This is a genomic window from Pedobacter polaris (assembly GCF_005116505.1).
Taxonomy (GTDB): domain Bacteria; phylum Bacteroidota; class Bacteroidia; order Sphingobacteriales; family Sphingobacteriaceae; genus Pedobacter; species Pedobacter polaris.
Window position 1 is genome coordinate 136205 of record NZ_SWBR01000003.1, and the last position, 24666, is coordinate 160870.

General features: G+C 32.6%; 30 protein-coding genes. All 30 read left to right on the forward strand.

Annotated features, from left to right (window positions below; all coding sequences use genetic code 11):
* The first annotated feature begins 25 nt into the window (after positions 1 to 25).
* The 30 genes from FA048_RS12645 to FA048_RS12790 all read left to right on the forward strand — a co-directional run bounded on the left by FA048_RS12645 (position 26) and on the right by FA048_RS12790 (position 24614).
* On the forward strand, positions 26 to 262 hold the full coding sequence (locus FA048_RS12645) for a hypothetical protein (protein WP_136841542.1): 237 nt from the start codon (positions 26 to 28) through the stop codon (positions 260 to 262).
* A 9-nt stretch (positions 263 to 271) separates the two neighbouring features.
* The gene (locus FA048_RS12650; protein ID WP_136841544.1) at positions 272 to 535 is read left to right on the forward strand and encodes a hypothetical protein; all 264 of its coding nucleotides are present in this window, start codon (positions 272 to 274) and stop codon (positions 533 to 535) included.
* Between the two features lie 269 nt (positions 536 to 804).
* Positions 805 to 1869: a hypothetical protein gene (locus FA048_RS12655; RefSeq protein WP_136841547.1), complete on the forward strand. Its 1065-nt coding sequence runs from the start codon at positions 805 to 807 to the stop codon at positions 1867 to 1869.
* A 637-nt stretch (positions 1870 to 2506) separates the two neighbouring features.
* Positions 2507 to 3445, forward strand: coding sequence for a toprim domain-containing protein (locus tag FA048_RS20185; RefSeq protein WP_136841549.1), 939 nt, complete (start codon positions 2507 to 2509; stop codon positions 3443 to 3445).
* 400 nt (positions 3446 to 3845) lie between these two features.
* Complete coding sequence (locus FA048_RS12665; protein WP_136841551.1) at positions 3846 to 4256, forward strand: plasmid mobilization protein; 411 nt, start codon at positions 3846 to 3848, stop codon at positions 4254 to 4256.
* Between the two features lie 143 nt (positions 4257 to 4399).
* Positions 4400 to 5677, forward strand: a complete 1278-nt coding sequence (locus FA048_RS12670; RefSeq protein ID WP_169306870.1) for a relaxase/mobilization nuclease domain-containing protein — start codon at positions 4400 to 4402, stop codon at positions 5675 to 5677.
* Between the two features lie 38 nt (positions 5678 to 5715).
* On the forward strand, positions 5716 to 6345 hold the full coding sequence (locus FA048_RS12675; RefSeq protein WP_136841555.1) for a ParA family protein: 630 nt from the start codon (positions 5716 to 5718) through the stop codon (positions 6343 to 6345).
* Between the two features lie 8 nt (positions 6346 to 6353).
* Positions 6354 to 6728: a hypothetical protein gene (locus tag FA048_RS12680; RefSeq protein ID WP_136841557.1), complete on the forward strand. Its 375-nt coding sequence runs from the start codon at positions 6354 to 6356 to the stop codon at positions 6726 to 6728.
* Positions 6725 to 7060 (forward strand): hypothetical protein, encoded by a 336-nt coding sequence (locus FA048_RS12685; protein ID WP_136841559.1) that lies wholly within the window; start codon positions 6725 to 6727, stop codon positions 7058 to 7060. The genes FA048_RS12680 and FA048_RS12685 overlap by 4 nt, the downstream gene beginning before the upstream one ends.
* Before the next feature lie 4 nt (positions 7061 to 7064).
* Complete coding sequence (locus FA048_RS12690) at positions 7065 to 7355, forward strand: DUF4134 family protein (protein ID WP_136841561.1); 291 nt, start codon at positions 7065 to 7067, stop codon at positions 7353 to 7355.
* Between the two features lie 82 nt (positions 7356 to 7437).
* Entirely contained in the window at positions 7438 to 7755 is a 318-nt protein-coding gene (locus FA048_RS12695; RefSeq protein WP_136841564.1) for a DUF4134 domain-containing protein, read from the forward strand.
* 11 nt (positions 7756 to 7766) lie between these two features.
* Positions 7767 to 8075 (forward strand): plasmid transfer protein, encoded by a 309-nt coding sequence (locus FA048_RS19745; protein ID WP_169306871.1) that lies wholly within the window; start codon positions 7767 to 7769, stop codon positions 8073 to 8075.
* A complete protein-coding gene (locus tag FA048_RS12705; RefSeq protein WP_136841565.1) occupies positions 8053 to 10533 on the forward strand; it encodes a TraG family conjugative transposon ATPase in 2481 nt (826 codons plus the stop codon). Before FA048_RS19745 ends, FA048_RS12705 begins: the two co-directional genes overlap by 23 nt.
* A 33-nt stretch (positions 10534 to 10566) precedes the next feature.
* Positions 10567 to 11232, forward strand: coding sequence for a hypothetical protein (locus FA048_RS12710; RefSeq protein WP_136841567.1), 666 nt, complete (start codon positions 10567 to 10569; stop codon positions 11230 to 11232).
* The gene (locus FA048_RS12715; RefSeq protein ID WP_136841569.1) at positions 11229 to 11897 is read left to right on the forward strand and encodes a hypothetical protein; all 669 of its coding nucleotides are present in this window, start codon (positions 11229 to 11231) and stop codon (positions 11895 to 11897) included. The genes FA048_RS12710 and FA048_RS12715 overlap by 4 nt, the downstream gene beginning before the upstream one ends.
* Positions 11894 to 12559, forward strand: a complete 666-nt coding sequence (locus FA048_RS12720) for a hypothetical protein (RefSeq protein ID WP_136841571.1) — start codon at positions 11894 to 11896, stop codon at positions 12557 to 12559. The genes FA048_RS12715 and FA048_RS12720 overlap by 4 nt, the downstream gene beginning before the upstream one ends.
* On the forward strand, positions 12556 to 13332 hold the full coding sequence (locus tag FA048_RS12725) for a hypothetical protein (protein WP_136841573.1): 777 nt from the start codon (positions 12556 to 12558) through the stop codon (positions 13330 to 13332). Before FA048_RS12720 ends, FA048_RS12725 begins: the two co-directional genes overlap by 4 nt.
* 10 nt (positions 13333 to 13342) lie before the next feature.
* Entirely contained in the window at positions 13343 to 14494 is a 1152-nt protein-coding gene (locus FA048_RS12730) for a plasmid transfer protein (protein WP_136841575.1), read from the forward strand.
* A gap of 72 nt (positions 14495 to 14566) precedes the next feature.
* The gene (gene traK, locus FA048_RS12735) at positions 14567 to 15181 is read left to right on the forward strand and encodes a conjugative transposon protein TraK (protein ID WP_136841577.1); all 615 of its coding nucleotides are present in this window, start codon (positions 14567 to 14569) and stop codon (positions 15179 to 15181) included.
* Positions 15159 to 15611 carry a hypothetical protein gene (locus FA048_RS12740; protein WP_136841579.1) on the forward strand — a complete coding sequence of 151 codons (453 nt, stop codon included), beginning with the start codon at positions 15159 to 15161 and terminating at the stop codon, positions 15609 to 15611. The genes traK and FA048_RS12740 overlap by 23 nt, the downstream gene beginning before the upstream one ends.
* Positions 15608 to 16864 (forward strand): conjugative transposon protein TraM, encoded by a 1257-nt coding sequence (gene traM / locus FA048_RS12745; RefSeq protein ID WP_136841581.1) that lies wholly within the window; start codon positions 15608 to 15610, stop codon positions 16862 to 16864. Before FA048_RS12740 ends, traM begins: the two co-directional genes overlap by 4 nt.
* A gap of 2 nt (positions 16865 to 16866) precedes the next feature.
* Positions 16867 to 17724, forward strand: a complete 858-nt coding sequence (gene traN, locus FA048_RS12750; RefSeq protein ID WP_136841583.1) for a conjugative transposon protein TraN — start codon at positions 16867 to 16869, stop codon at positions 17722 to 17724.
* A gap of 5 nt (positions 17725 to 17729) precedes the next feature.
* Positions 17730 to 18191: a hypothetical protein gene (locus tag FA048_RS12755; RefSeq protein WP_136841585.1), complete on the forward strand. Its 462-nt coding sequence runs from the start codon at positions 17730 to 17732 to the stop codon at positions 18189 to 18191.
* Between the two features lie 50 nt (positions 18192 to 18241).
* A complete protein-coding gene (locus FA048_RS12760) occupies positions 18242 to 20200 on the forward strand; it encodes a type IV secretion system DNA-binding domain-containing protein (protein WP_136841587.1) in 1959 nt (652 codons plus the stop codon).
* Position 20201: 1 nt separating this feature from the next.
* On the forward strand, positions 20202 to 20813 hold the full coding sequence (locus FA048_RS12765; RefSeq protein ID WP_169306872.1) for a M23 family metallopeptidase: 612 nt from the start codon (positions 20202 to 20204) through the stop codon (positions 20811 to 20813).
* 4 nt (positions 20814 to 20817) lie between these two features.
* Positions 20818 to 21105: a hypothetical protein gene (locus FA048_RS12770; protein WP_136841591.1), complete on the forward strand. Its 288-nt coding sequence runs from the start codon at positions 20818 to 20820 to the stop codon at positions 21103 to 21105.
* An 11-nt stretch (positions 21106 to 21116) separates the two neighbouring features.
* Positions 21117 to 21932 (forward strand): DUF4099 domain-containing protein, encoded by an 816-nt coding sequence (locus FA048_RS12775; RefSeq protein WP_136841593.1) that lies wholly within the window; start codon positions 21117 to 21119, stop codon positions 21930 to 21932.
* Positions 21932 to 22552, forward strand: coding sequence for a hypothetical protein (locus FA048_RS12780; RefSeq protein WP_136841595.1), 621 nt, complete (start codon positions 21932 to 21934; stop codon positions 22550 to 22552). The genes FA048_RS12775 and FA048_RS12780 overlap by 1 nt, the downstream gene beginning before the upstream one ends.
* A gap of 11 nt (positions 22553 to 22563) precedes the next feature.
* Positions 22564 to 23370, forward strand: a complete 807-nt coding sequence (locus tag FA048_RS12785; RefSeq protein WP_136841597.1) for a topoisomerase C-terminal repeat-containing protein — start codon at positions 22564 to 22566, stop codon at positions 23368 to 23370.
* 260 nt (positions 23371 to 23630) lie between these two features.
* Entirely contained in the window at positions 23631 to 24614 is a 984-nt protein-coding gene (locus tag FA048_RS12790) for a hypothetical protein (RefSeq protein WP_136841599.1), read from the forward strand.
* The last annotated feature ends 52 nt before the right edge of the window (positions 24615 to 24666 follow it).

Sequence of the window (24666 nt, forward strand, 5' to 3'; positions counted from 1 at the left end):
ATAGATACTAAGTTACAAAATACAAATGGAAGACACTATTTCAATTGATATACAGGAGGCATCGCAAGTGGAACTTCTTTATTTAAGACATAACGCACCGCGTGGTATGTGGAAAATGGTCGAGATACGGACAGGTAAATCCAGGTCTCAGGTTCATTACCAAATTATGCAAATGCCCAACAACCAAGATTTAGAGATAATTCAGGCAGCAAGGGAAATTCTATTTGCCGTAACAGGGTTAAAATACGAATTAAGCCATTAAGAAAATGCTATGGAAATCGAGATTTTAACTAGAGAGGAGCTTAATAATGCTTTAAATAGATTTAAGGCTGATTTAATAAGTGAATTTAAAAACATAGTAAAAAATAGTGATGAAGATGAGTGGATGAATGGCGAAAAAGCCATGAACCGTATCGGATGTAAATCTACAAAATTAAGCGAATTAGCTAGTTCTAAAGAAATAATAAAGCGAGGTAGCGGAAAGGGCACTCGTTATTCAAAAAATAGCATTATAGGCTATTTAAATAAGAAATAATAGTTAGGCTCTCTATTTACAAAGGTGCTAATGCCGTTATGGGCTAATAAAACATATCTCTGTGTGCTAGAGCAAGCACCGCCCAGCTGGTTGAAAGTATCTAGCATCATACTCGGAGCGAATGGAAGATGTAAGGGGGCTAATAGCCTCGCAACGCTATGGTTATGGTAATAATCTCTACCGTCATACGGTTTTTCCGTATCTGATGATGACTAAATAAGGTCGAAACGGTAAAATAAAGATCTATCTAATAAATACCAGTTAAACTTATGGATAATAAAACGATTAGCCGGATAGATAGGGCTGTTGCTGATAACTTAAAAGATATTGAGCGGAGCTTTGATAGTCATTCTGGCTTAGTGCAAGATTTCATAGTTTTTATTACCAAACAGATAAAATTTGATTTATTTGGTTATACCAGATTTACTATGTTAGATTTTTGCAAAGCAACAGGTCGCCATCGGCAGGATCTTGCAATCAAACATCCCATTTTTAAAAATACTAAAATTAAAGTCCCAATTATTCAAGGTTATAAGTTTGAAACCGTTTTTGATTATGCACTTTATTTAATGCTTGAAAGGAATATCATTTTTTCTAGAAAATATGAATATAAAGAAGGGGAAGAAGTTATTCATATGAAAAACTTCCCTATTTTGATTGATTTGAAATTAAATTTTGATAGGAAGAAAAATGAATTAAAGCAATATGAGGTAAGGGTGTCAAATGAGTTGTTAGATGGCTTTTTAAGGAGGTATTATAACATTAACACGGAAATATATAAAAAGGTAGGTAAAGGCAAAGGGGGGGAGACTAGACAGAGCCTGTTACTCTATCTATTTAAAATGAACCATATTCTTTTAACAACCAATAATGAGAATAGTAATTCTGTAATTGTTCCATTAGATCGTTTATGTGATTATGCTAGTATTCAGAGCCAATTACCCAAACACAAAAAATTAAGTTTAACTAGGGTACTACAAAAAATACAAGAAAGTGAATTTAAATTCATTTTTGAGTTTGTTGGGAAAAGTAATTATATGGTTAAATTAACTTTTAATCATCTTCAAGGTCAAAAGGAATTGTTGGCTGATCATTCATTTTATAATAGGTTAATGATTAACTTAAAGTATGTTTTTAGAGCAGAGTTTACTGAAATGGCAACGGATGATAATCCTGCCCCTTTTCAGAACTGGTTAGCTAATAATGAATATCATTTAGAAGATAAAGCTAAAGTTTTGGCAGATGCTTATTTACAATGTTTAAATCTGAAAATAACAAAAGCTTTTGCAATAGAATTGATTCTATCAGGCGATATTTTAATCGCAAAAAATTAATTTTGCTGTCGAACATTGTGACTTTGCTGTCGGGAAAAATCATTTTGCTGTAGAACATTGCGACTTTTTTTAAATCTGCTGTCGGACATTGCGACTTTACAGCGTTTTGTTGTCGGACATTGCGACTTTTTAAGGTTTTCCTGTCGGACATTGCGACCTTGTTGTCGTACATTGCGACTTTCTGGTATCACTGTCGAACATTGCGGCTTTAAATGAGCTTAAAAAGGAATTGAGAGGGGTTTGCTGTCGGCTATTGCGACCAATATATATAAATATAAATAAATAATATATAATAAATACTGCTTTTCGGCAAGTATTTGAAACCTAAAAAACTTTTAGTGGTGTATTTGATCCAGGTGCTTTCTAAAAAAAAAGAAGTCGAACTTTATTTGTAAAGTACAGGAATGGAGAGCAGGCAAAGGATATTTCGAATATTTTTTTCTCTTGGCGTAATGCTGATTATGGAAAGCTATGGATGGAAGGTTGCCAGGCTAAAAGCACTCAAATTGAAGAAGAATTTAAAAAGCTAAGTGGGTTAGAAAAACACGAAACTTAAAGATAGAACAAAGTAAGTAAATAGAATATTTTCAGTCTCCATTTTGTGGGACTTTTTTTTATGGGTAAAATTTTTAAAAAAATGAACATTGCAGAAATAAAAGAAAAAGTATCAATAGCTGATTTTTTAGAAAAATTGGGCATTGAGCCTAAGCATAGAAGTGGAGCAGAGGCTTTTTATTTATCTCCAATTAGAGCCAGTGATACTGATGCCTCTTTCAGTGTGAATGAAAAAAAAGGAAAGTGGTTTGATCACGGAGAGGGAAAAGGAGGTAACCTTATAGATTTGGCTCTTCTATATTACAACACTGCTTCTGTTAAAACAGTTGTTCAAAGAATTAATGATTTATTCTCTGGAGTATTAATTTTACCCATTGCCAATAGAAATGAGAATTTTAAAACAAATGACATTGAAGTTAAGAATTACAATATCATTAAAACTAAAGATTTAGGTAGTAATCCAAGTATTACTAATTATCTTTCAACTCGTGGATTGGACACTGGTGATAAACATAATTTAAGAGAAGTTTATTATGAGCTAAAAAACCAAGCAGGGGAAAGCAAAAATTACTTTGGTGTAGGTTGGCAAAATGAAAGCGGTGGGTGGGATATTAGAAACCCATATTTTAAAGGTTGCTTAGGAAAAAAGGATATAACCTTTATCAAAGGATTTGGATTTCAAATACAGGTTTTTGAGGCAATGCTAGATTATCAATCTGCAATTAAAGAAAATCCGCATCGTACTTTAGCTACGTCCATAATTATGAACTCAACTGCTATGGTTGAAAAAACCATTCAGAAAATTAAGGAAGAAAAATTTTCTGAGATAGAACTATTCTTAGACAACGATGCTACTGGAAAAAAAATCACCGAAAAATTATTAGAAAATTTCCCAACTGCAAAAGATTGCTCAAATCTTTATGCAGGTTTTAAAGATTACAATGAGAAATTGATGGCTAATAATTTAAGGCCCTGGCAAAGCTTAGATGTTAAAGAAGAAAATAACAATATAACAAGATAGCAAGTCATTTATATAACTTGTTATATAGTTGCTTAGATATACTGATATTTATATAGCTTGTTGTATTGTTAGTTAGATATGTAGTTGTATGGTTATAAAGCTATTTAAATAACAGATTTGATTTTTTCTTTAGCGAGCAAAAAATTTCATAGTATCTAAGTTGGTTTCAAATACATAATTAAAGACCTTTTAAAGCGGAGTAGTTATATAGCTATATTTTCGTTTTTTAGGTTGCAAGATGTCTTTTTGTCAGACAAAAATGCGAAATGCATTTTTATCCCACAAAAAGTATCTTGCCTTACACCTACCGTCTCGTACCTCGTTTGGTAGGAGTAAGGGGTTAAGAAAACTCGCAACTCGTTTTCTTTTAGCCTGCAGCACTATTTCCTATTCCACATTTATGAAAGATTTAAAAAGGTTAAAAGGGCGACCTGTGCTTGAAATTGGCAAAAGAAATAAAAAGATTGATGTCCGTTTTAATGAAGAGGAATTTAAATTAATTGAAGAATTAGAGAAGACACTAGGATTAACAAAGACAGAAATTGTTCGCAGGAAAGCTTTAGATAAGTCAAATTCAATTGTGATTAATGCCAAAGAGGCAATAAAAGCTTTAGATGTGATTGGAGAAGAATTAGGTCGCTCTGGAAACAATATAAATCAATTAGCTAAATATGCTAACACCTTGAATAGGCAAGGCATTTATTCTGAAGTCGTTATTTCAAGGTTTAATGTTCTATTCGAAAATTATGTTGAAACACAAAAATCATTGGAAGTTGCACTTCGAAAAATTATAAGGTTGATGGGTAAATAACATTTACTTAAGCCTTTGTATAACTTGTTACATACATAGCTTGTTATCCAGTTATATTGTTATTTAGCTATATTATTTAAATGGTTGTTAAAATTCTTTCCTCCTCAGCATCTTTTAATGGTGTAAATTATAACACTAATAAAATGGACCAAAATAAAGGAGAGTTGATGAAGATTGAGAACTTTGGACCTTTACTAGGATTGGATAACTTAAGACCAGAAGATTATTCTAATTATCTAAAATTAGTTTCCGCCCAAAATACCAGGATAAAGGCACCACAGTTTCACGCTGCCATTTCCTGTAAAGGAAAAGAATATAATAAAGAGCAGCTAACAGAAATTGCAACGAGCTGGCTTAAGGAAATGGGATATGCCAAAAATCCATATCTAATCGTATTTCATAAAGACACAGAAAATAACCACGTTCATATTGTTTCTACAAGAGTAGATAAAGAGGGTAAAAAGATTTCCTCGGAATTTGAAAAAATTAAGGCAGTCCAAAACATTAATAAAGTAATGGGTATTGATGAAGGTATCAATGCTAGCCAAGATGTAGAAAAAGCATTAACTTATCAATTCTCTACAAAAGCTCAGTTTATGATGATTTTAGAAAGTAGGGGCTATGTTTTAAAACAGAATGAGCGAAATATTGAGGTTATTAAATTTGGTAAAAAACAACTTGATATTAATTTAGTAAGTATCAACGATAAGTCTTTAAGTTTTGAGAAAGATACCAATAGGATAGCTCAAATGAGAGCCATATTTGAAAAATATAAACTCGTCTATAATACAGACCTTTCTGCCAAAACAATGCTTCTAGCAGGAGGACTAAAGAAAAACACAGATACCTATACTTCTGACTTAAGTGAGTTTCTAAAAGAAAAATTTGGTATTGAATTGATTTATCACGGAAAAGATGGTAAACAACCTTATGGATATTCAATAATTGATCACGCAGAAAAAAATGTGTTTAAAGGTGGCGATGTTATTTCACTTAAGGAGCTTTTAAATTATTCAACTGCAAATAAGGTTTATGAACCAAAAAATCAAAGAATAAAGACGAATGATAATAAGACTAACATCACAAGTAAATTATCTGAAGAACAAGTAAATTATTATGCCACACTTTTAAAGGCATCACTCTACAATTACCCTACACTATTACAAGGGTTAAGTTCACAGAGTTTGGTAATTACAAAAAAATATAATGAACTTTTTTTGAATGATGTAATTGCTGGTGTAGAAGTTCCTATCTTGGAAATTTTAGAAACCGATGATTATCGAAATTTAACCCAATCATATTTTGGCAATGAAAATTTGCCTGTTGAAAGTTTAGAGATAAACCATTCTGCTCCTATTGCACAAATCCATTTAGCAGATGATCAAGACGATGCAGCTCGCAAGAAGAAAAGAAAATCTTGATGCTGAATTAAAATTTACACCCACAAAATTTATATACTATGGTAATTATTATTGGAAACCAAAAAGGTGGAGCGGGGAAAAGTACGCTCACTTTATTATTAGCCAACTTCTTAACACTAGCCAAAAAGAGAACTGTTACGGTTATTGATATGGACTATCAGCAATCTATTGCGGGTAAGTATGAAAAAGCTAAGCTCTTAGAAAATGCAGAGCCTTATGAGGTCATAGCTGCAAGCCTTGAGCATTATCCTGTAATGCTTTCAATTCTAACTCAAAACAAAGAGCAGATTGTAATTATTGATTTGCCTGGTAAGTTAGATGATGATGGATTGATACCAGTCTTTCAATCCGCAGATCTTGTTATATGCCCTTTTGCTTATGATGAATTTAGCTTTGATTCTACTGTTTTATTTTCTGTAGTACTAAAGAAGATTAATGCCAATGCACCAATCAATTATATTCCAAATAGAATTAAAGGGAATGTTAAATATGAAACGCAAAAGGAAGTAGAAGAACAACTTTCAAAGTTTGGGGATATTTCAACTCCGTTGCCTGATAGAATAGATTTTCAAAGAACTAACACTTTTCAAACACCTCTATCTGTTTATCCACTTATCATTCCTGTGTTTGAAAAGATATATGAAAAATATCTTTTGGCATCTAACTAACAAATATTATGAGTGAAAAAATAAAATCTCTAGCTGATTTATTGAGAAATAAGATAGCAGAACCGAATAAAGAAGTAGAAGTTCAACCCCCTATTGTTTTAGAAAAAGTAATTCTTAAAAAGGAAATAAAACCTAAAACTGATAACGTTGAACAACAGGTAGAAATATTAAATGCCATAAGAGCTTATGATTATTCCAACGGTAATAAAAATATGCTACACCCAAGACTTGATGACAAGACTATTCAAATGTTAAGTCAGTTTAAAATTGCTACTGGAGTGGATATGAATAAAACAGTTGCGTTTGCAATTCATTTTCTGTTTACTCAAAACCCCGAATTAAAAAATATCATTAAAAAATCACTTGAAAATTTCGAATTATGACCTGGTTACAGTTTTTTATGTGGATGGCAGCCATCTACCTACTTTATTATGCAATTAATATTTTAATAGACTCTATGGGATCAAGAGCATCTCCTAAGTCAAAAGATTTAGCATCTCAACAGCTAACCTTTTCAGAAGATGTAAAGCCTCAAATGATGGATGAAACAATCGAGGAAAATTATTTAAATGAAGAAATTGAGTTTTCAGAGAAAGTTGAGGAAGCCGATTATTCAGAAAGCCCGATCGAAACTTCTGGAGGTGTATCATTAAAAAACCTATTTGATTTAGCTAGAACAGAGGCAATCGAATTTACTAAACCTGTTACTTTTTAAAGCTATGAAAAAGACCCTGTTAATTATCGGTGTTTGTACCATTACAATAAAAGTTTATGCGCAACCTGGTGTAAGTGAAATGAATCAGGCAGCAAATAATATTTCTGGTTCGTTTTTTTCGATGCAGGATTTTTCTTTTGTCTTAGCTGCATTAGTTGGAATATTTGGGGCAAGTAGAATTTATTATAAGTGGCAAATGGGTAAAGATGTTACCCTTGATATAACTGCTTGGTTTTTTGCCTGTCTATTTATCGTACTAATGAACTATTTTCTTACCGCTTTATTTGGAATGTAAATGTTTGCTTTTCAAGTCCGCAAGCCATCTTTTTTTTAAGATGGCTTTTTTTATATCTATGAATTAATCAATTTTTATTACAATGAACAAGATCAACAAATTAAAAAAAGCAATTATGCTTGCAATTGTGTTTGCAGCATTTCAAGTACAGTCTGTATTTGCACAAAGTGGTGTTACTGGTATTAATACAGCAACCAGTAGCTTGAAAACCTATGTAGATCCTGCAACAAATATTGTACTAGCCATCGGTGCGGTGGTTGGCATTATTGGTGGCTTAAGGGTTTATTCTAAATGGAACAGTGGAGACCAAGACATTAATAAAGAATTGATGGGTTGGGGAGGTTCTTGTTTATTCCTTGTTCTTTCTGCTGCTGTTGTAAAAGCTTTCTTCGGAATATAGCTCTTAAAAAAATGGCAAAGCAATTTTCAGTTTATAAGGGGCTTCAAAAGCCCCTTATTTACAAAGGTTTTAAAGGAAAGTTTATTTATTGGGGGATTGGAGTTTTGCTTCTGGCTTTAGTCTTTGGCTCTTTAACAATGGCATTAGTCAATAAATATTTAGGTGGTTTTGTTTTAGTCGGTATTATAGTCGGTGGATTGTTTTATACCGCTGGTCAGCAGAAGAAAGGATTGTATAGTAAAACCAAGTATAAAGGAATATTTCTATATGCGGTAAATCTTAGAAGAATTAGTCAATATGAAAAAAGGAACAGAATTTAAATTGCCATATGTTGGTGTAGATCACGATGAGGATTATGATTTTCTATATGGTTTAAATGGAGAATTTTCAGTTATCATTAAAATTGATAATCCAGTTTTGCAGTATGCAGCAGCACCCGAAGCTTATGAAGAGTTTCATAATTTATTTGTGAATATTATTAAAATTCTAGGAGAGGGATTTTACATTCAAAAGCAGGACATTTTTAGTCGCTCTAAATATGAGGCAAAAAAAGCAGATGAATACTTGCAAAATAAATATAATGAACATTTTGCAGGTAGAGATTTTATTAAAGTTGATACTTATTTAACGTTAACAAAACAGGTTAAAAGAGGTGCTTTTTATGTTTATGATAAAAAAGTCATCAGAGATTTTAAGCAATCATTAAGTAAGGTAATTGATGTATTAACAATTGCCGGAACTAACCCAAAACCTTTAAGAGAAAAGGCAATCAATATTTTTGTAATGAGAGTGCTTAGTATGGAGTTTGCAAACAAAAATGTTTCGTTGAATAACATCGCTCCTACCGATACTGAAATAAATATCGGAGATAAAATTGTTAGAAGCATTAGCCTGGTTAACATTGATAATATTGATTTGCCCTCTCAAATATCAACACACATAGAGTTAAACGACAAGGATACAATGAAAGGTTTTCCGGTTGATTTATTCTCATTTTTATTTAAGGTTCCAGAATTTGAAACCATTTTATTTAATCAAGTTATTGAAGTGCCAAATCAGATGTTTACTTTAAATAAGCTGGAATTAAAGAGAAAAAGACATTCTGGAATACCTGACCCAGCCAACCTTATTTGTGTTGAAGATATAGACTTACTGTTAAATGATGTGGCAAGGGATAATCAACTCTTGGTAAACAGTCATTTTAATATAGTTTTATCGGCAGAGAGTGAAAGTGTACAGAGAGCAACAAATTTTATAGAAAGCTCTTTGTTTCAATTAGGAATAATTCCATCTAAAAATGCTTACAATCAGTTAGAATTATTTAGATGTGCATTGCCAGGTAATGGTGCTGAATTAAAAAAATATGATTGGTTTTTAACAACGGCTGATGCAGCTCTTTGTCTTTTTTTTAAGGAAGCCCTGGCTGTAGATGAAATATCAAAATTCCAAATCAGATTTACCGACAGGCAGGGCGTGCCAATTGCAATAGATCCAGCAGATTTACCGATGTCTAAAAATAGAATCAACAATAGAAACAAGTTTGTTTTAGGTCCTTCGGGTTCTGGTAAATCTTTTTTTATGAATGCATTAATAGAACAGTATATGCTTTATAATATGGATGTGGTTATTGTTGATACCGGACACAGTTACTCTGGCTTAAACAGTTACTATAAGGGTAAATATATTACCTATTCTGATAATAAGCCAATAACAATGAACCCCTTTGCTATTTCAGAAGAAGAGTACAATATAGAGAAGAAAGATTTTTTATGCACGTTAATTTGTTTGCTATGGCAAGGTGCAGAGGGAAATATTGGACAGGTCGAGAGAGATGTTATAGCTAATGTAATTAGTTCATACTATGCTGTATTTTTTAGTAAAGAAATAGAGGGAAGTAAAATTGCCAGTCTAAACTTTAACTCTTTTTATGAATTCGCAATTGAGACAATACCAAAAATTAAGGTAGAGGAAAACATACCTTTTAACGTAGATGAATTTAGATATGTTCTGAAAAAATTTTACAAAGAAGGGGAATTCGAGGCTATCTTAAATGAGGATGCTGACAAATCATTATTCACTGAAAGATTTATTGTTTTTGAGATTGACAGTATTAAGGAACACAAAATCTTGTTTCCAATTGTAACGCTAATTATTATGGATGTTTTCATTCAGAAAATGAGAAATCGTACAGGATTTAGAAAAGCTTTGATAATTGAAGAAGCCTGGAAAGCGATTGCCTCTCCTCTAATGGCTGGTTATATTTTATATCTATATAAAACAGTTCGTAAATTTTGGGGAGAAGCAATTGTAGTAACTCAAGAGCTTGGAGATATAATTGGAAATGCAGTTGTTAAAGATAGTATTGTAAATAACTCTGATACCATTTGTTTGTTAGACCAGACAAAGTTCAAAGATAATTATAAAGAGATAGCAGCTCTGCTTTCCATCAATGAAGTTGAAAGGAAAAAAATATTTACTATCAATCAATTAGATAATACCGATAACAGGGGGAGGTTTAAAGAAGTTTACATTAGAAGAGGCTCTACTGGCGAAGTCTATGGTGTCGAGGTTTCATTATTCCAATATTTAACTTATACCACTGAAAAACCAGAAAAATCTGCAGTTGAAATCTATACTTCAGCTTACGGCTCATACGCAGATGGGCTAGATGCTTTTGTTAAAGATATGATTGATTCTGAAAGTTCTTTAGGAGACTTTGTCTCTGCCATTAATAAAAATGCAAAGCCCTTACATACAGTAAATAGACAGGCTTCATAAATAAATTATCATTTACCTCTTAATTTAAATAGTATGAAAAAAATAATTTTTATGCTCTTATCCATATTTGCTTATGGATTTGGCTTTGGTCAAACTTTATATATAGACCCAACAACTTCTGCTGCAATGGCTGCTCACGCTGGGGTAATTAATAAACAAATGGGTAAGACCAATGATAATCTTACCCTTTTACAAAGAGGACAACTTGCAGTAACAGGGCAATTAGCTATTGTGAATGATATGCAAGATAAAATTTATAAGGGGCTTAGTGAAGTGTCTTCTGTGATAAATAACCTAATATCCATTAAAGAAATAGCTAATATAGGAATTGACATTGTGGGAGATGTAGAAAAGACAGTTGACATAGCAAAGTCAAACCCAGCCCTATTATTATTTGCTGAACAAGGTGCAAGAGAATTTAAAGTTCGTGCGACAAATTTAGCTATTGAGGTACAGTCATTTGTACTAAAAGGAGGTAAAAATAATTTAATGGATTCCGGGGAGCGTTCCAAATTATTAAATCATATCGCATCAGAAATGAGAATTTTACGAGGAACAGCTTATGGTATGCATCGTGCTATGTATTGGGCGAAAATGAGAGGTATTTGGGCTTCTTTAAATCCCTGGGCTGAATGGCAAAATATGGATGTGAGAATTGCTAATGATGTATTGAATGAAGCTAAATATTTAAAAAAATGAAAGGAATAGTAATTATAGTTATTGCCCTATTTGGATTAAATACGGCTTTATATAGTCAGCAGAAATCTTTGAATATTCCAGCTATTCATCAATTAGTAGAAAATTCCAGAACAGAATTTGATAAGCAGAATGAAGCTCGCGATAAACAGGCTGTAACAACAATAAATGAAGAGGTAAATAAAACTTATCTCGCAAAGCTGAAGAATAAATACCGTGAGCTTCAACAAAGGTATAGCCTTTTGGGAACTGCAATAGATGCCACTAATATTGGGCTTCAAGCAACCCCAATGGTAAACAATATTATTAAAAGCCAAACAGAGATTTATCAATTAGCTGAAAAAAATCCAGCATTGATTTTTATTGCTTATCAAACTGAAATTGAATTTTTACAAAAATCTAAAAGTTTGGTTTATTATTTAATTGGTTTAAGTGCAAGTATGGGAGCGGTAAATCAAATGAAACAATCAGACAGAAAAATATTATTTGATTTTGTTCTGCAGGAATTAAGTGTGATTCAAGATTTGTCCAGAGGATTAGTTAATTCAATTCAGTATTCAAATTTATCTAGCTTGATGCGCTCTTTGAATCCCTTTCAAGATTATATAGATATGGATAAATCTATTGTGAATGATATTATTACGAATGCTAAGTATTTAAAAAAATGAAAAGTATTTTAATATGCTTGATTGCATTTTTTATAGTAAATGATGCGATTGCTCAAAGATTAGTATTTGATAGAGCTCACTTTAATATTGTAAATGAAAATGGTGCGGTTAGAAATGCTGCTGAAATAACGCATAACCAATATCTAGGTAAAATAGATAATAATTTGCAAGACATCAACGTAAATGTGGGTTCTGTTGTTGCTGCACAAACAATGATTTATCAAGGTCTTTCAAATGTAAATTCAGCACTTAAAAATGGGCTGGCTGTTAAGAATATGGCTTATATCGTGGCTGATATAGTTAGTTATTCAAGTAAGATGGTTGAAATGGGTAAAGCAGAACCTTACTTGTTATTGTTTGCGGAAAATATGGGAAGGCAAATGAAAGCTAGGTCTTTTAGTCTGGTTAATGAAGTTTCAGAATTTATCTTAAAAGAGGGAAGTAATGTGCTGATGGATTATAATGCAAGAGACCAGTTATTGAGAAAAGTAACAAAGGAATTGCAAATAATTGCAGGATTAACATATGGTGCTTGGAAAGCAATGTATTGGGCTAAGCAGAAAGGAATTATCAAATCTCTTAATCCTTGGGCAGCTTACATAAATAATGATAAAATAATTGTTAATGATATAATTAGGAATGCTAAATATTTAAAACAATGAGGAAATTATTTTTTTTAATGATTGCATTTTTATTGTATAAAAATGTAAAGGCGCAAAAATCAATTAAGGATGAAAGTGTGGTTTATCAGCAGGAAAGAATGGTGCATAAACAGTGGGATAGAAGTAAGTTTACACCTACTTCGGGTTGGTTGGGCATTAATCCTTATTATTGGATGACGTGGGGCTTGCACCCTAATTATCCTAAGACCGACCATCGCCCATTAAGCCCAACTGGTCCACAAACTCAAAGATTGGGATTAGTTGCTGGTATGAGTTCCATTGATGACGCTTATAAACTTCACGCTGATACGCTCAGTAATAGCGCAGTTCTAGAAATTGCAAATCAATCTGGTGCTGTTTCTTTTGCTGATCCCTTATGGATTTTGTATTACTCTAAAGAATTAAAGCCTGTTTTAGAAAACTCAATGGCAAGTATTCTTATGCCATTGCCTACTAAAGTTAGAGTTAAGGTTGTTGAAGAGGGGATTTATGATTGGTATAAAAATCAGTTAGATATGTTGCAAGAAAGAATTGAAACAGCAAGAACATCAACATTAGATAGAGGGGCTAGAATTTTAGCCTATCATAGAATGTTAAAAGAATATCGGGCATTATATGGTACTTGGTCAACAAGAATTGCAGCTGCGCAAATGACAATGAGAATGACTGAACAACAGCAAAAGGTAAAAACTAATAATGTCACAATTGACACTTGGACTCCAGAAATGGATGTGAAAATTGCACGGGATGTAATTAATACTCGTAAATACTAAAAATATAAATATGAAAAAGAAAATTTACTTACTCTTATTGCTATTTGCAATAGGAATGCCTTTCGCATTTGGTCAAGGTACAGACTATAAAAAATCTGTAGAATTTTTACAAGGAAATGGGGTGTATGAAGAGGGTGTGATGGTTTTTTTAAAGGGATTAAAAGACTCTATATGGACACACTTTGATATGTTTATTGGAGATGCTAAAGCCTTGTGCGCAATTTTTATGATTATATATTTTGCCATAAAGTCTTACGAAATGATGGCTGGGGATAAAAAATTGGAAGTTATGCCACTCCTTCGTCCTTTTGGGTTGGTAATGGTAATAATTTGGTGGGGAACTTTTGTTAAAGTAATTGCCTTTCCTACAGATATTGTTGCAGAACGAACAGAAGAGATGTTTCAAAGTGAACAAACAAATGTTAATAATTTAAGATTTACCAGGGCGGACTATATGCTCAAAGTAGCCAACTCTCTCTATACATTTCAAGCAGAAACTCAAGTAGCAGAAAAGGAATCTGATAATTGGTTAGCAAATGCTTGGGACTCTGTGACCAGCACTGTCAAGGAGGGTATGAGTTCAGTTGTTAGTCCCCTAATAGAATTAAAAAATAGGTTAGAAGTTGGTATGCAACTTTTATTTACCCAATTGTTAGAATTGATAGGATTATGGATATTAAGATTAGCTGTGTATGTGCTTTTTATTATTCAAATTATTTATTCAAGTATATTGATAATTTTAGGACCTTTTGCTGTGGCAGCAAGTATTTTACCTGCCTTTAGAGATAGCTTTTCAACTTGGATTGCCAGATTTATAAGTGTAAATCTTTACTCTGGAATTGCTTATTTAATTATGTATATAGTTGCGTTAATGCAAAAATATGCAATGACTTCAGAAATAAGTAAGTACAAGGAGTTGATAGGTGAAGATGGGCTTAGTGCTAACCTCGAAAAAATGGCTTGGTTTGCAGGAAATGGAATTCTTTCTTTTGGTACAGTTATCGTCACTTTTTTAGTTGGAGCTATCTGTATGTTCACCGTGCCTAGTATATCTACTTGGATTATTTCAACTTCTGGTATCAGTTCGGCTGCTTCAAATTTTGGTAGGGGAGCACAGACAGTTGTAGGTGTTGCTAAAAAAGCTGGTGGTGCATTTATGTAATTGTTCTCGAATTTTCTCATTTCAAGAGGTTATCCCAAAAGATAACCTCTTTTTATTTAACTCAAATTTATTATGATAATAAAAAATATTGAATCCAAAATAAGATTGGCTTCTATAACTGCAATTGGCAGTTTGGTTGCTTCTATAATTATTGCTGCAATTGTAAGTTATTTTGCATTCAAGCAGGTTGCTATTGCAAGGCAGAGTGTTTATATCTTAGATAATAATGTTCCCATCTTGGCTAAGCAAACTGATGTTCAAATGAACAGGCCTGCAGAGTATAGGGCGCACGTTGATTTATTCCATTCTATCTTTTTTTCGTTAACTCCAGATGATAAGTATATAGAATATCAAATGGGAAAATCAATGTACCTCATTGATGAATCTGGAGTTCAACAATATAACAACCTTAAGGAAAAGGGATATTTTACATCCATTCTTTCTTCAAGTTCTGTACTAACCATTCAAACAGACTCTATTTATCTTGATTTACCAAAGAAATATTTTAGGTTTTATGGTAAACAAAAAATTGATAGAAGAAGTACGGTTGTGTTACGCTCCTTGATAACGGAAGGATATTTAAAAGATATTCCTAGAAGTGAAAATAACCCACACGGTGTTTTAATAACTAAGTGGAAAACGTTGGAAAATAAAGACTTAGAAAATGTTCAAAAAAATACATTCTAATAGAGACCCAAAAGACACTATATATAGTGAATTGAAAAAAGAATATAGTATTTACTTTGAGAAGTCTGGAGCATTGTTTCAAGGCTTTTCTGAAAAATACCCAAAGCAAATTTATATAGGGATGGTTGGGCTTATCATTGTATCACTTATTTTATCGTTTACGGTTTTTAGTGTAGATAATAAATCAGTTGTCCAAAAAGAAAAAATATCAATTCAGCAAAAGGCAAAAACAGAAGTGGTTACCCCAGTAAGTGATGGTTTTAACAATATTGTAGAAACATCTTCAAAGCTGAGAGAAACAATAAAGCTGAAAAATGAAATTGAGACAATCATAGCCAAGAAAGCCTTAACAAATGAAGATTCTCTTTTTTTACAAAATGCCCTAAACAGATTACAGGAAATTAATAAACCATTAAATAAAAAGAAATGAAAATAAATTTTAAAAAGCCAAAATATGTGCTGCCTTTAATTTTCTTTCCGTTTTTCTGCTTGTTCTTCTATGTCTTTAATAGTAGTGCTAAATCAAAAACTAAAAAAGAAGATGTAGTAGGCTTACAAGAGAATGTCTCAGAGGTATCTGATGACGTAAAGAAAAAGGATTTAACAAATAAGCTTGATGCGTATCGAAATCAATATAAAGAGGCCGATGGATACTCGGCCATTAATACCATTGGCGAAGAGGCTTCCCAAAATGGAGATTATGGAAGTAAATACTCTGATAAGGAAAAAAGAGTTTTGGATTCCATCGACCAGGTAATGAAAGCCAAAGGAAATAGTGGGAATATTAGGCAGAGTAGAGGTGATAATTATATTCCTTATACTGGCGATTCTCCAAATAAAAGGGCTGCTGACAATAGATTATCTCAAGAGGATAAGGCATTGGCTCAAGCATTATCAAATTTATCTGGTAATAAAAATCAAACTCTACAACAAACATCACAGTCAAATAGTGGTACTTATAGAAATAGACAGGCAGAGCAGGAAAAGGACCCGATGGATATGTTTAAAAAGCAGATGGCTTATGCCGACAGTATGGCTAAAGCAAATGATCCGGAGTATAAGGCTGAAATGCAAAGACAAGCTACAATGGCTAAGGCAGACGAAATTCGTAAAAACCAAAAGAAATTGGATGTACAAAAAGCAGATGGTGCTTCTGATGTCTTTAATACGTTGTTTGCCAAAAAGGATAAAGAATTTATCAAGGCAATAATTGATGAAGATGTAACCGGTTATGCTGGAAGTAGAATCAGATTGAGACTTTTAGAAGATATCAATGTCGGTACTTTATTGGTAAAAAAAGGAAATTACTTGTATGCTGAAATCAATGGTTTTTCTGAACAGAGAGTGAAGTTAGGCATTACCTCTATTTTGAATGGGGCAAAAATATTGCCTGTAAAGTTAGATATCTACGATTTGGACGGAATGCCAGGGCTTTATGTACCGTCATCTGCATTTAGGGAATTTTCTAAAAATTTAGGTGGAAATTCTATGCAGGGCTTTAATATGCAAGGCAATTCTCAAAATCAACAAGAATTTCTTATGAGTGCATTAGATAAAGTTTTCCAATCCACTTCAACAGCAATAGCCGGACTGATCAGAAAAAACAAGGCCAAAATAAAGTACAACACATACGTGTATATTATAGATTCAGAAGAACTTCAAAAAGCGCAAAAAAACTACTAATTATGAAAAAAATACTTTCTTTATTCGCCGTTATAACTTTAACGGCCATAAATCTTTATGCTCAAAAAAATACAGCTGAGGGAACAAAAAAAACAGATTTGCCAATAGTCTATTTAAATAATGAGATATCAATTCATTTTATCTCTCCAGAACCAATCCAATATGTAGATATTTCTAGTAAAAAAATAATTGGAGACTTACCTGTTAAGAACGTGCTTCGCATTAAATACTTAGATACGCTTAAACAGAAAAGTTTCAATTATACAGATGATGCAGTTATTACAATTGTTGGAGAAAAATTTATGGCTCAATATAATGTCATTTATGACCCGACTGCATCTGAGGGAAGTTTAAGAACTAATATTGAAATACTTCCAGCCGATATAAAACCCTTGGATGTGCCAAACATTACAATGTCAGAAAGGGAAATGAAAAACTATGCTTTGAGTATAATTAGGACTAAACCAAATATTCATTCTGTTAATTCACAAGCTTATGGTATTCAGGCAGAGCTTAATAATGTTTACACCTTGGGCGACTTTGTCTTTTTAGATATTTCCTACACAAATAGAACTAATTTAAAATATGATATTGATGAATTAAGGTTTAAAGTAGATGATAAAAAGGTCACTAAAGCCTCTAATATTCAATCTGTAGAAATTAAGCCAGAATTAAAATTGTTCGATGCTCAATCATTTAAAAAATATTATCGCAATGTATATGTGTTTAAGAAATTCACATTTCCTGGCAACAAGGTTTTAAATGTCGAATTAAGTGAGAAACAGCTTTCGGGGAGGATAATTAGTTTTCAAATTGATTATTCTGATATCCTTAGTGCAGATATGCTAAAATCTAATTAAGCATTATGAAGAAGTTTTTAATCTTGCTATTACTTTGTTTGTTCAATAAAGTATATGCTCAATCTGGCTTTACCTACGTAGGTGCTAGGTTAGGTTTAGGGAATAAGGAGGCACGTTTAATGGGTGTCAATCTTAATTTCCCTTCAAAATATCGTAACTCTTATGAAATTTCAGCTGATTATTTTCAATGGTCTAAAAGTTCCTATGAAGAATTACAGCTGGGCATAATATATAAGCCAGAATTTTATCGGAATAGAAATACTTCACTTAGGTATAGGATTGGAGGGGCGGTGGGGACAGATTTTTATAAATTTTTAGCTGGACCAGAATTGGGTTTAGAACTTGGCCAAGCGATTTATAGTGGTGCTGAAATTATCATTGCCAATAAAAACCAATACCTATTTTTTGCAGAAAAATCATATCGGCTTAGAACGAACCTATCAATTGGGCTAAAAATCTCGCTTTAATTAATCTATTAAATAACCAGCTAATCATTGGTTATTTTTTTATAAAAATTATGGAAGAAACCAAAGAAATACAAAAACTTCACGGGTTTTTGCAATGTGCCATTTATATGATGGTCATAATTGAATTTGCAATGTTTGTTTATATAAATGCTCCATTTTGGGGTAAATTTTCAATCGCTTTATATAAAATCAATAAACTGCCTATTTACAATAGTTTGTTAATTAGCAAATTGGCAACTCTGATATTAATATGCTTGGTTAGTATTGGAACATTGGCAAAGAAAAAGATTGATTTAGACCCAAAAACACATATTATTTATCCTTTAACTGTAGGTTTTATTTTGTTTTTTGGGAGTATCTTCTTTTATGATAGAGCATCATCAATAGTATTTAAATATACTACTTGGAATAACCTAATCTATATGATTTGCTCCTTGATTGGGGCTGTTGTAATTAGTGTTGCAATGGACAATGTTTCTAAACTGTTTCGCTCCGGTCTGGGTAAAGATAAATGGAATGTTGAGGGCGAAAGTTTTATGCAACAGATTAAAAGAGTTGATACGCCGTATTCTGTTAATATCCCAACACTATTTTATTTCAAGAAGAAAGTATGGAATGGCTGGATAAATCTAGTTAATCCTTTTCGAGGTACTTTACTGATTGGAACACCTGGTTCTGGTAAGTCCTTCTCTATTGTAAATCCATTTATAAGGCAAATGATTGCTAAGGAGTTTGCAGTTTGCCTCTATGATTTCAAGTTTCCAGACTTAGGACAAATAGCCTACTATCATTATCTTTTAGCAAAGCAAAATGGATTGATGAAAGATTTTGAATTTCACGTTATCAATCTAAATGAGGTTGAAAAAAGTAAACGGATTAATCCTTTAAGAGCTGATTATATTAAATCTTTGGCAGATGCATCAGAGACAGCGGAGGCATTAGTGGAGGCATTAAAAAAGGGAGATAAGTCTGGGGGTAGTGATGCATTCTTTACACAGTCAGCCGTTAACTTTTTAGCTTCTTGTGTTTACTTTTTGAGTAAATATGAAGATGGTAGATATTCAAGTTTGCCTCACGTTTTAGGTTTCTTAAACAGGTCTTATGAAGAAATTTTTACTACACTGTTTACAGAGCCGGAATTGGTTTCCTTATTATCCCCTTTTATGAGTGCTTTTAAGGCAAAAGCCTTTGACCAGCTGGAAGGGCAAGTAGGTACACTTAAAATTTTTATTAGCCGATTGGCCACTAAAGAAACATACTGGGTTTTTTCTGGAGATGATTTTAATCTTAAAATTTCTGATAAAAAAAACCCTGGTGTTTTGGTATTGGCTAATGATCCTAATACTCAAAATATAAATTCTGCTTGTTATTCTGTGGTGCTTAATCGCTTAACCAGGTTAATCAACTCAAAAGGAAATATGCCTTCTGCAATTATTATTGATGAGATACCCACACTTTTCGTACATAAAGTAGAAAATTTAATTGCAACAGCTCGAAGTAATAAAGTGGCAGTTTTAATGGGTTTACAGGAATTACCACAGTTTAAACAGCAATATGGAAAAGATACGGCAACGACAATTCAATCTGTAGTTGGAAATGTTATATCTGGTTCTGTTAGAAATAAGGAAACTTTAGATTGGTTAGAACGATTATTTGGGAAGTCTAAACAAATGGGCGAAAGCTTATCAATTGACAGGAGTAAAACTTCAACATCCTTGAATGAGAAACTAGAGATTTTAATTCCTGCCGGAAAAATAGCGTCTCTAAATGCTGGCGAAATGGTTGGTGTAATTGCTGCAGATGCAAATGATGCTTACACTGGACAATTTGATACCTCAGCTATAAACTGTAAGATAAATCTGAATATTAAGGAGATACAGATCGAAGAAAAGAACTATAAACCTTTGCCAGTATTTTATGATTTTAATGGAAAGAAAGATGAAAAACTTAGGAAAAACTTCTTTAAGATTAACCAAGAGATCGAAAATCTTGTTGCTTCTTATTTGTAGCTTGATTTTAAATTTAAAAGCACAAGTATTTAATTCAGTAACTCAACCCATATTTAATAATAAAATAGAGTTAGCAAAACCAATAGAAGTTCCTATTGATACAGTTATCAATACTAGCATTATTTCTAAAAAAATAATGTCGAACGTTAAAATTGATTCGGTAGATGTTTTCAAATTTTTCAAAACGGCAAGGTTACCATTGAATAGAATTTATCTTACCTCTGGTTTCGGTTACCGTACGCACCCAGTAACTGGAGAGAGAAATAAATTTCATTCGGGTATAGACTTGAATGCAAGGACGGATACAGTTTATTCAATATTACACGGTGTTGTTAAAGAGACTGGTTATAACAGCATTATAGGAAATTTCATTCGAATAACACACGGAAATTACACCAGTATTTATGGTCATCTATCCTATCGCTTTGTTAAGCCAGGAGATCTAGTTGCTTCGGGAACTCCAGTTGGTATCTCTGGTGCGACGGGTAGGGTTACTGGGGAGCATCTGCATTTTTCAATTAAATACAAGGACCAATTTCTTAACCCATTACCATTTTTATATCAAATGATGAACCTAGATACTCAAAGCCTTTATTATTCACTTAAAAATTAGTGATATGAGCAGCGAGGAAAATAAAAACAGAATTGGCGGTAAACAGCCAGAAATTTCATTCTTGCTGAATGAAATAATTGGCAACAATAACACTTCGTTTAAGGTCATTGGATTGCTTCGCAATCGAATATTACATATGGAAGATTTGTCTACCGGAAACAGGTTTAAACTCTCGCACGAAGATGGTTTATATAAATCTTTAATTCAAGCCAAACAGAACAAATTGGATGTTGTAAACGACAACAAAATAGAAATCCCCACTGAGAACAATCAAAAAACAATTAAACGTTAAACTTAAATATTATGTTAAAAGAAATTTTTAAAGAAAAAGATCTTCCAATTAAAGATTTGGAAAAAATAGGCTTAGCTACTAAAGGTAAGCTGTTAATTGATGTAAATGATTTACAGGCTATCCTTTCTGGTAAACGCACTGATATGATTAGTTTAAAAAATCTTTCGGCAGATGGTTTAAATATCGATCAGTTAGATGCCAAAATATCAATGAAACCTAATGCTAAAGGTAAATTGGATTTAATTATTCATCCTATATACAAGGAGGCTAGTTATCCTCCTTTTTTAACGGATGTTGAGGCACAGAAACTTCAAAATGGAGAGAGTGTCAATATCAGTAAAACAACTGTTGATAGTGCAGGCAATAAAAAGCAAATCTTGGTAGAATTTGATAAGGACACTAAAGAATTTGTAATTACTGATACTGACAAGGTAATTGTTCCGGATATGGTTAACAATGAGAAGTTAACTTTAGAGCAAAAAGAACGTTACCGTAAAGGGCAGGAAGTAGAATTAAAGGATGGTACTGTTTTTCAGATGAACAATACAGATAGAAAAGGTATGGTTTCTAATAAAACTGCCCTAATTGTTTCGCTTTTATTAGATGGTGGCATATCTTATTTATTAATGACTGGTTTAAAAGCTTTGTTCAGTAAAAAACACGATGAAGTTCAATCTAAAGATTTTGGTAAAGGTTATGAGCAAGCTTTTAAGGATATGCAAGCACAATTAAGCCAGGATAAAAAACAACATAATAGTTTTGAAATCGGGCATTCAAATAGTAACGAAAATTCTCGTGGCTATACAAGGTCGGGGGCTTCAAGATAATGCAAACGCATCCTTTTTTAACAAAATTAGGAGTGCCAAATTCGATACAAGATTTTTTTTCTGAAAGTTACAGCATAGATAAAATAGGAAATCTGATTTTTAATTATGGTGCTGATGGCTTTGAGCATTTTGGTTTTGCCTTTCATTTAGTGCCAAAGTCTAAAGAGCTTTGGGTTTGTGGTTATTCAAATTTAGCTAGAGAAGTCTTTTTGTGTGCTAATGCTATGGAAGCGATTAGCTTCCTTTCTATAAGTCAGCATAAGTTTAAAAATCTCGAACAATTGACTTGTATTGCTGTTGGCACTAAAGTCTCAATGGCTCAACTAAATTGGATAAAACTTAAGTTTCCAGATAAGAATTTTGGCTTTATATTTTCAAAGGATATATTAGGTCAAATTGAAGATGTTAAAGTCGCTTTAGCTCTTTCTGATTTAGCTGCCGAAATTTCAATATTTGATGAGGCTGTTAATGTTAAATTCAAGGAGCAAATATTTTCTTTTAGCCAGGCTAAATTTAGTTACTCAGCATTCTGCAAAGCTGTAGGTTTTAGGGCGAATATCCGCACGTACAAATCTAAAACTCATTGTTGCTTCCTTGAGCAACTTATTTCAAACATTTAATTTTAATTTTTATGAATATTATCGCTGATTGCCCAGTTTGTGGCAAAGGTAAGATGGTGGAAAAAACCAACGGTTATTCTTGCAACTATTTTAAAAGTATGGATGATAAGTGTAAGTTTTTTATCTATAAAAGCTATTTCGAAAAACAGATTACGGAAGAAATTGCTAAAGAACTTTGCTTAAATAAAGAAACTAACCTGTTTACAGATTTAAAGAAAAAGAATGGCGATTTGTTTTCCGCAAAATTGATTATTTCTGAAGATGTTATTAAGCCGGATTTCCCAAGTAATGAGTTGACAAATGCTTGTCCTGGCTGTGGGGGTAAAGTTGTAGAAACAGCAAATGGCTTTGTCTGTGAAAATTTCTTTGCCAAGGAGTGTAGCCTTTATATTGGTAAAAAAATTGCTAATAAGGAGATATCAGTTAATGTGGCTGAACAATTATTGGATAACCGTAAAACGGATTTTCTTGATGATTTTGAAAGTAATGCTGGTAATGTGTTTTCAGCAAAGCTTATTCTGGATGATGAATTGGTGGTTAAATTTGATACTACGATTTGCCCTTGCCCTAAATGCTCAACCGGTACAATCTATGCAAATGCTAAAGCTTATGGTTGCTCTAATTTTAAAGATGAGTCTATTAAGTGCGATTTTGTGATTTGGAAAGAAATGTCGGGAAAGCATATTTCAATTGATAATGTAATTCAGCTTTGTGAAAGTAAATCTACTGATGTGTTAAAGGGATTTAAGAAGAAAGGTGGAGAAACTTATGATGCGAAAGTAATTCTTAATGAAGAGTATAAGGGAGTAATTCAATAAATAAATTTGGGCATCCGGGCGGGCTATCCGTTTCTATCTTTTTGCCCTTTCTTATCCCATTTCACGCAAAAAGGATAACCACTTCTATCCCTGATGCAAAACCCAGTCCAATTAAAACCATAAAATCTATTGATATGAAACAACTAATCATCATTTTTTTTGATGTGTTAAGCATTTTTATTGTGCTTACCGCTGTAACAATTATTGTTTTTATCGGCTGGTTATCATCCAAAAAAAAATAAATCTTAATTAGTCATATTATGAATGAGAAAAATTTAGAATACCTGCTAAACAACTTAAAGTATTTAGGTTTTGGCGACAAATTAAATGATGCTCTAAATGAGGCCTTAAGTCGAAAGAACGATTCCTTTAAATTAGAAACTAGTTCCTTAATGCCTTTGCCAAATCAAAAGGATAACCCAAAGGTGGGTGATAAAATTATCTACGACATAAGCTTTTCAAAGGGTAAGGAAAATGATTTGTATTTTTTGAATAGTTATAAGGCAGAGCTTCAAAAGTATTGCAATAAGGATGTGGTATCACAATGTTTCTATGTAAATAAAGGTAAAGGTGTAACTGCAAAAGAGGCTTATAACCTTTTATCTGGAAGAGCAGTAAATAAAGATATTGTTCTTAAAAGTGGAGAAAAAGCTAATGTTTGGCTTAAGCTTGATTTGCAAGCAGAAAAAGAAAAGGGTAATCACCTTCTTAAATCATTTGGAGAAAAATATGGCTTTAACCTAAATAAGTCAATTGATAATTCTTTGATTAAAGGTTTAGAAAATCCGGAAACTAAGGAAAGATTAATTAAGTCATTAGAAAAGGGAAACCAACACGAAGTAACCTTTCAAAAGAATGGGGTAGAGGTTAAGGGTTTTGTTTCTGCAAATCCACAATACAAAACATTAGATTTTGCCGATGCAGAGTTAAAGCCAGTTTATAGTAAATCTGTTGATGCTAAAAATGTAGTGGATGAAAAGGCTCTGAAGGCTAAGTCAAATCTTGAGGCAAAAGCAATGGAAAAAGCGATAAATAAGGCTATAGCAGTCGGAGCAATTACATGTGTTGACGTTAGTGAGGGTAAAGGTTATTACGAAATGAATGGCAAAAAAATTCCTGGCATTATTCAGATCATGAACAATTTAAAAACCCCAGATGCTGTAAATAAGTTAATTTCTGATTTTGAAAAGAGTAGGGTTTCAAATGAAGTTAGCGCCGAACCGCAAAAGTCAAGAGGCAGATAAAATATGCCATAGTTGGTTTGACAGATGGGTGTCTGTCGATTTAGGGGGGTAA

Coding starts and splice junctions, on each gene's coding strand:
- FA048_RS12645 (WP_136841542.1), top strand. CDS start 26: ATGGAAGACACTATTTCAATTGATATACAGGAGGCATCGCAAGTGGAA.
- FA048_RS12650 (WP_136841544.1), top strand. CDS start 272: ATGGAAATCGAGATTTTAACTAGAGAGGAGCTTAATAATGCTTTAAAT.
- FA048_RS12655 (WP_136841547.1), top strand. CDS start 805: ATGGATAATAAAACGATTAGCCGGATAGATAGGGCTGTTGCTGATAAC.
- FA048_RS20185 (WP_136841549.1), top strand. CDS start 2,507: ATGAACATTGCAGAAATAAAAGAAAAAGTATCAATAGCTGATTTTTTA.
- FA048_RS12665 (WP_136841551.1), top strand. CDS start 3,846: ATGAAAGATTTAAAAAGGTTAAAAGGGCGACCTGTGCTTGAAATTGGC.
- FA048_RS12670 (WP_169306870.1), top strand. CDS start 4,400: ATGGACCAAAATAAAGGAGAGTTGATGAAGATTGAGAACTTTGGACCT.
- FA048_RS12675 (WP_136841555.1), top strand. CDS start 5,716: ATGGTAATTATTATTGGAAACCAAAAAGGTGGAGCGGGGAAAAGTACG.
- FA048_RS12680 (WP_136841557.1), top strand. CDS start 6,354: ATGAGTGAAAAAATAAAATCTCTAGCTGATTTATTGAGAAATAAGATA.
- FA048_RS12685 (WP_136841559.1), top strand. CDS start 6,725: ATGACCTGGTTACAGTTTTTTATGTGGATGGCAGCCATCTACCTACTT.
- FA048_RS12690 (WP_136841561.1), top strand. CDS start 7,065: ATGAAAAAGACCCTGTTAATTATCGGTGTTTGTACCATTACAATAAAA.
- FA048_RS12695 (WP_136841564.1), top strand. CDS start 7,438: ATGAACAAGATCAACAAATTAAAAAAAGCAATTATGCTTGCAATTGTG.
- FA048_RS19745 (WP_169306871.1), top strand. CDS start 7,767: ATGGCAAAGCAATTTTCAGTTTATAAGGGGCTTCAAAAGCCCCTTATT.
- FA048_RS12705 (WP_136841565.1), top strand. CDS start 8,053: ATGAAAAAAGGAACAGAATTTAAATTGCCATATGTTGGTGTAGATCAC.
- FA048_RS12710 (WP_136841567.1), top strand. CDS start 10,567: ATGAAAAAAATAATTTTTATGCTCTTATCCATATTTGCTTATGGATTT.
- FA048_RS12715 (WP_136841569.1), top strand. CDS start 11,229: ATGAAAGGAATAGTAATTATAGTTATTGCCCTATTTGGATTAAATACG.
- FA048_RS12720 (WP_136841571.1), top strand. CDS start 11,894: ATGAAAAGTATTTTAATATGCTTGATTGCATTTTTTATAGTAAATGAT.
- FA048_RS12725 (WP_136841573.1), top strand. CDS start 12,556: ATGAGGAAATTATTTTTTTTAATGATTGCATTTTTATTGTATAAAAAT.
- FA048_RS12730 (WP_136841575.1), top strand. CDS start 13,343: ATGAAAAAGAAAATTTACTTACTCTTATTGCTATTTGCAATAGGAATG.
- traK (WP_136841577.1), top strand. CDS start 14,567: ATGATAATAAAAAATATTGAATCCAAAATAAGATTGGCTTCTATAACT.
- FA048_RS12740 (WP_136841579.1), top strand. CDS start 15,159: ATGTTCAAAAAAATACATTCTAATAGAGACCCAAAAGACACTATATAT.
- traM (WP_136841581.1), top strand. CDS start 15,608: ATGAAAATAAATTTTAAAAAGCCAAAATATGTGCTGCCTTTAATTTTC.
- traN (WP_136841583.1), top strand. CDS start 16,867: ATGAAAAAAATACTTTCTTTATTCGCCGTTATAACTTTAACGGCCATA.
- FA048_RS12755 (WP_136841585.1), top strand. CDS start 17,730: ATGAAGAAGTTTTTAATCTTGCTATTACTTTGTTTGTTCAATAAAGTA.
- FA048_RS12760 (WP_136841587.1), top strand. CDS start 18,242: ATGGAAGAAACCAAAGAAATACAAAAACTTCACGGGTTTTTGCAATGT.
- FA048_RS12770 (WP_136841591.1), top strand. CDS start 20,818: ATGAGCAGCGAGGAAAATAAAAACAGAATTGGCGGTAAACAGCCAGAA.
- FA048_RS12775 (WP_136841593.1), top strand. CDS start 21,117: ATGTTAAAAGAAATTTTTAAAGAAAAAGATCTTCCAATTAAAGATTTG.
- FA048_RS12780 (WP_136841595.1), top strand. CDS start 21,932: ATGCAAACGCATCCTTTTTTAACAAAATTAGGAGTGCCAAATTCGATA.
- FA048_RS12785 (WP_136841597.1), top strand. CDS start 22,564: ATGAATATTATCGCTGATTGCCCAGTTTGTGGCAAAGGTAAGATGGTG.
- FA048_RS12790 (WP_136841599.1), top strand. CDS start 23,631: ATGAATGAGAAAAATTTAGAATACCTGCTAAACAACTTAAAGTATTTA.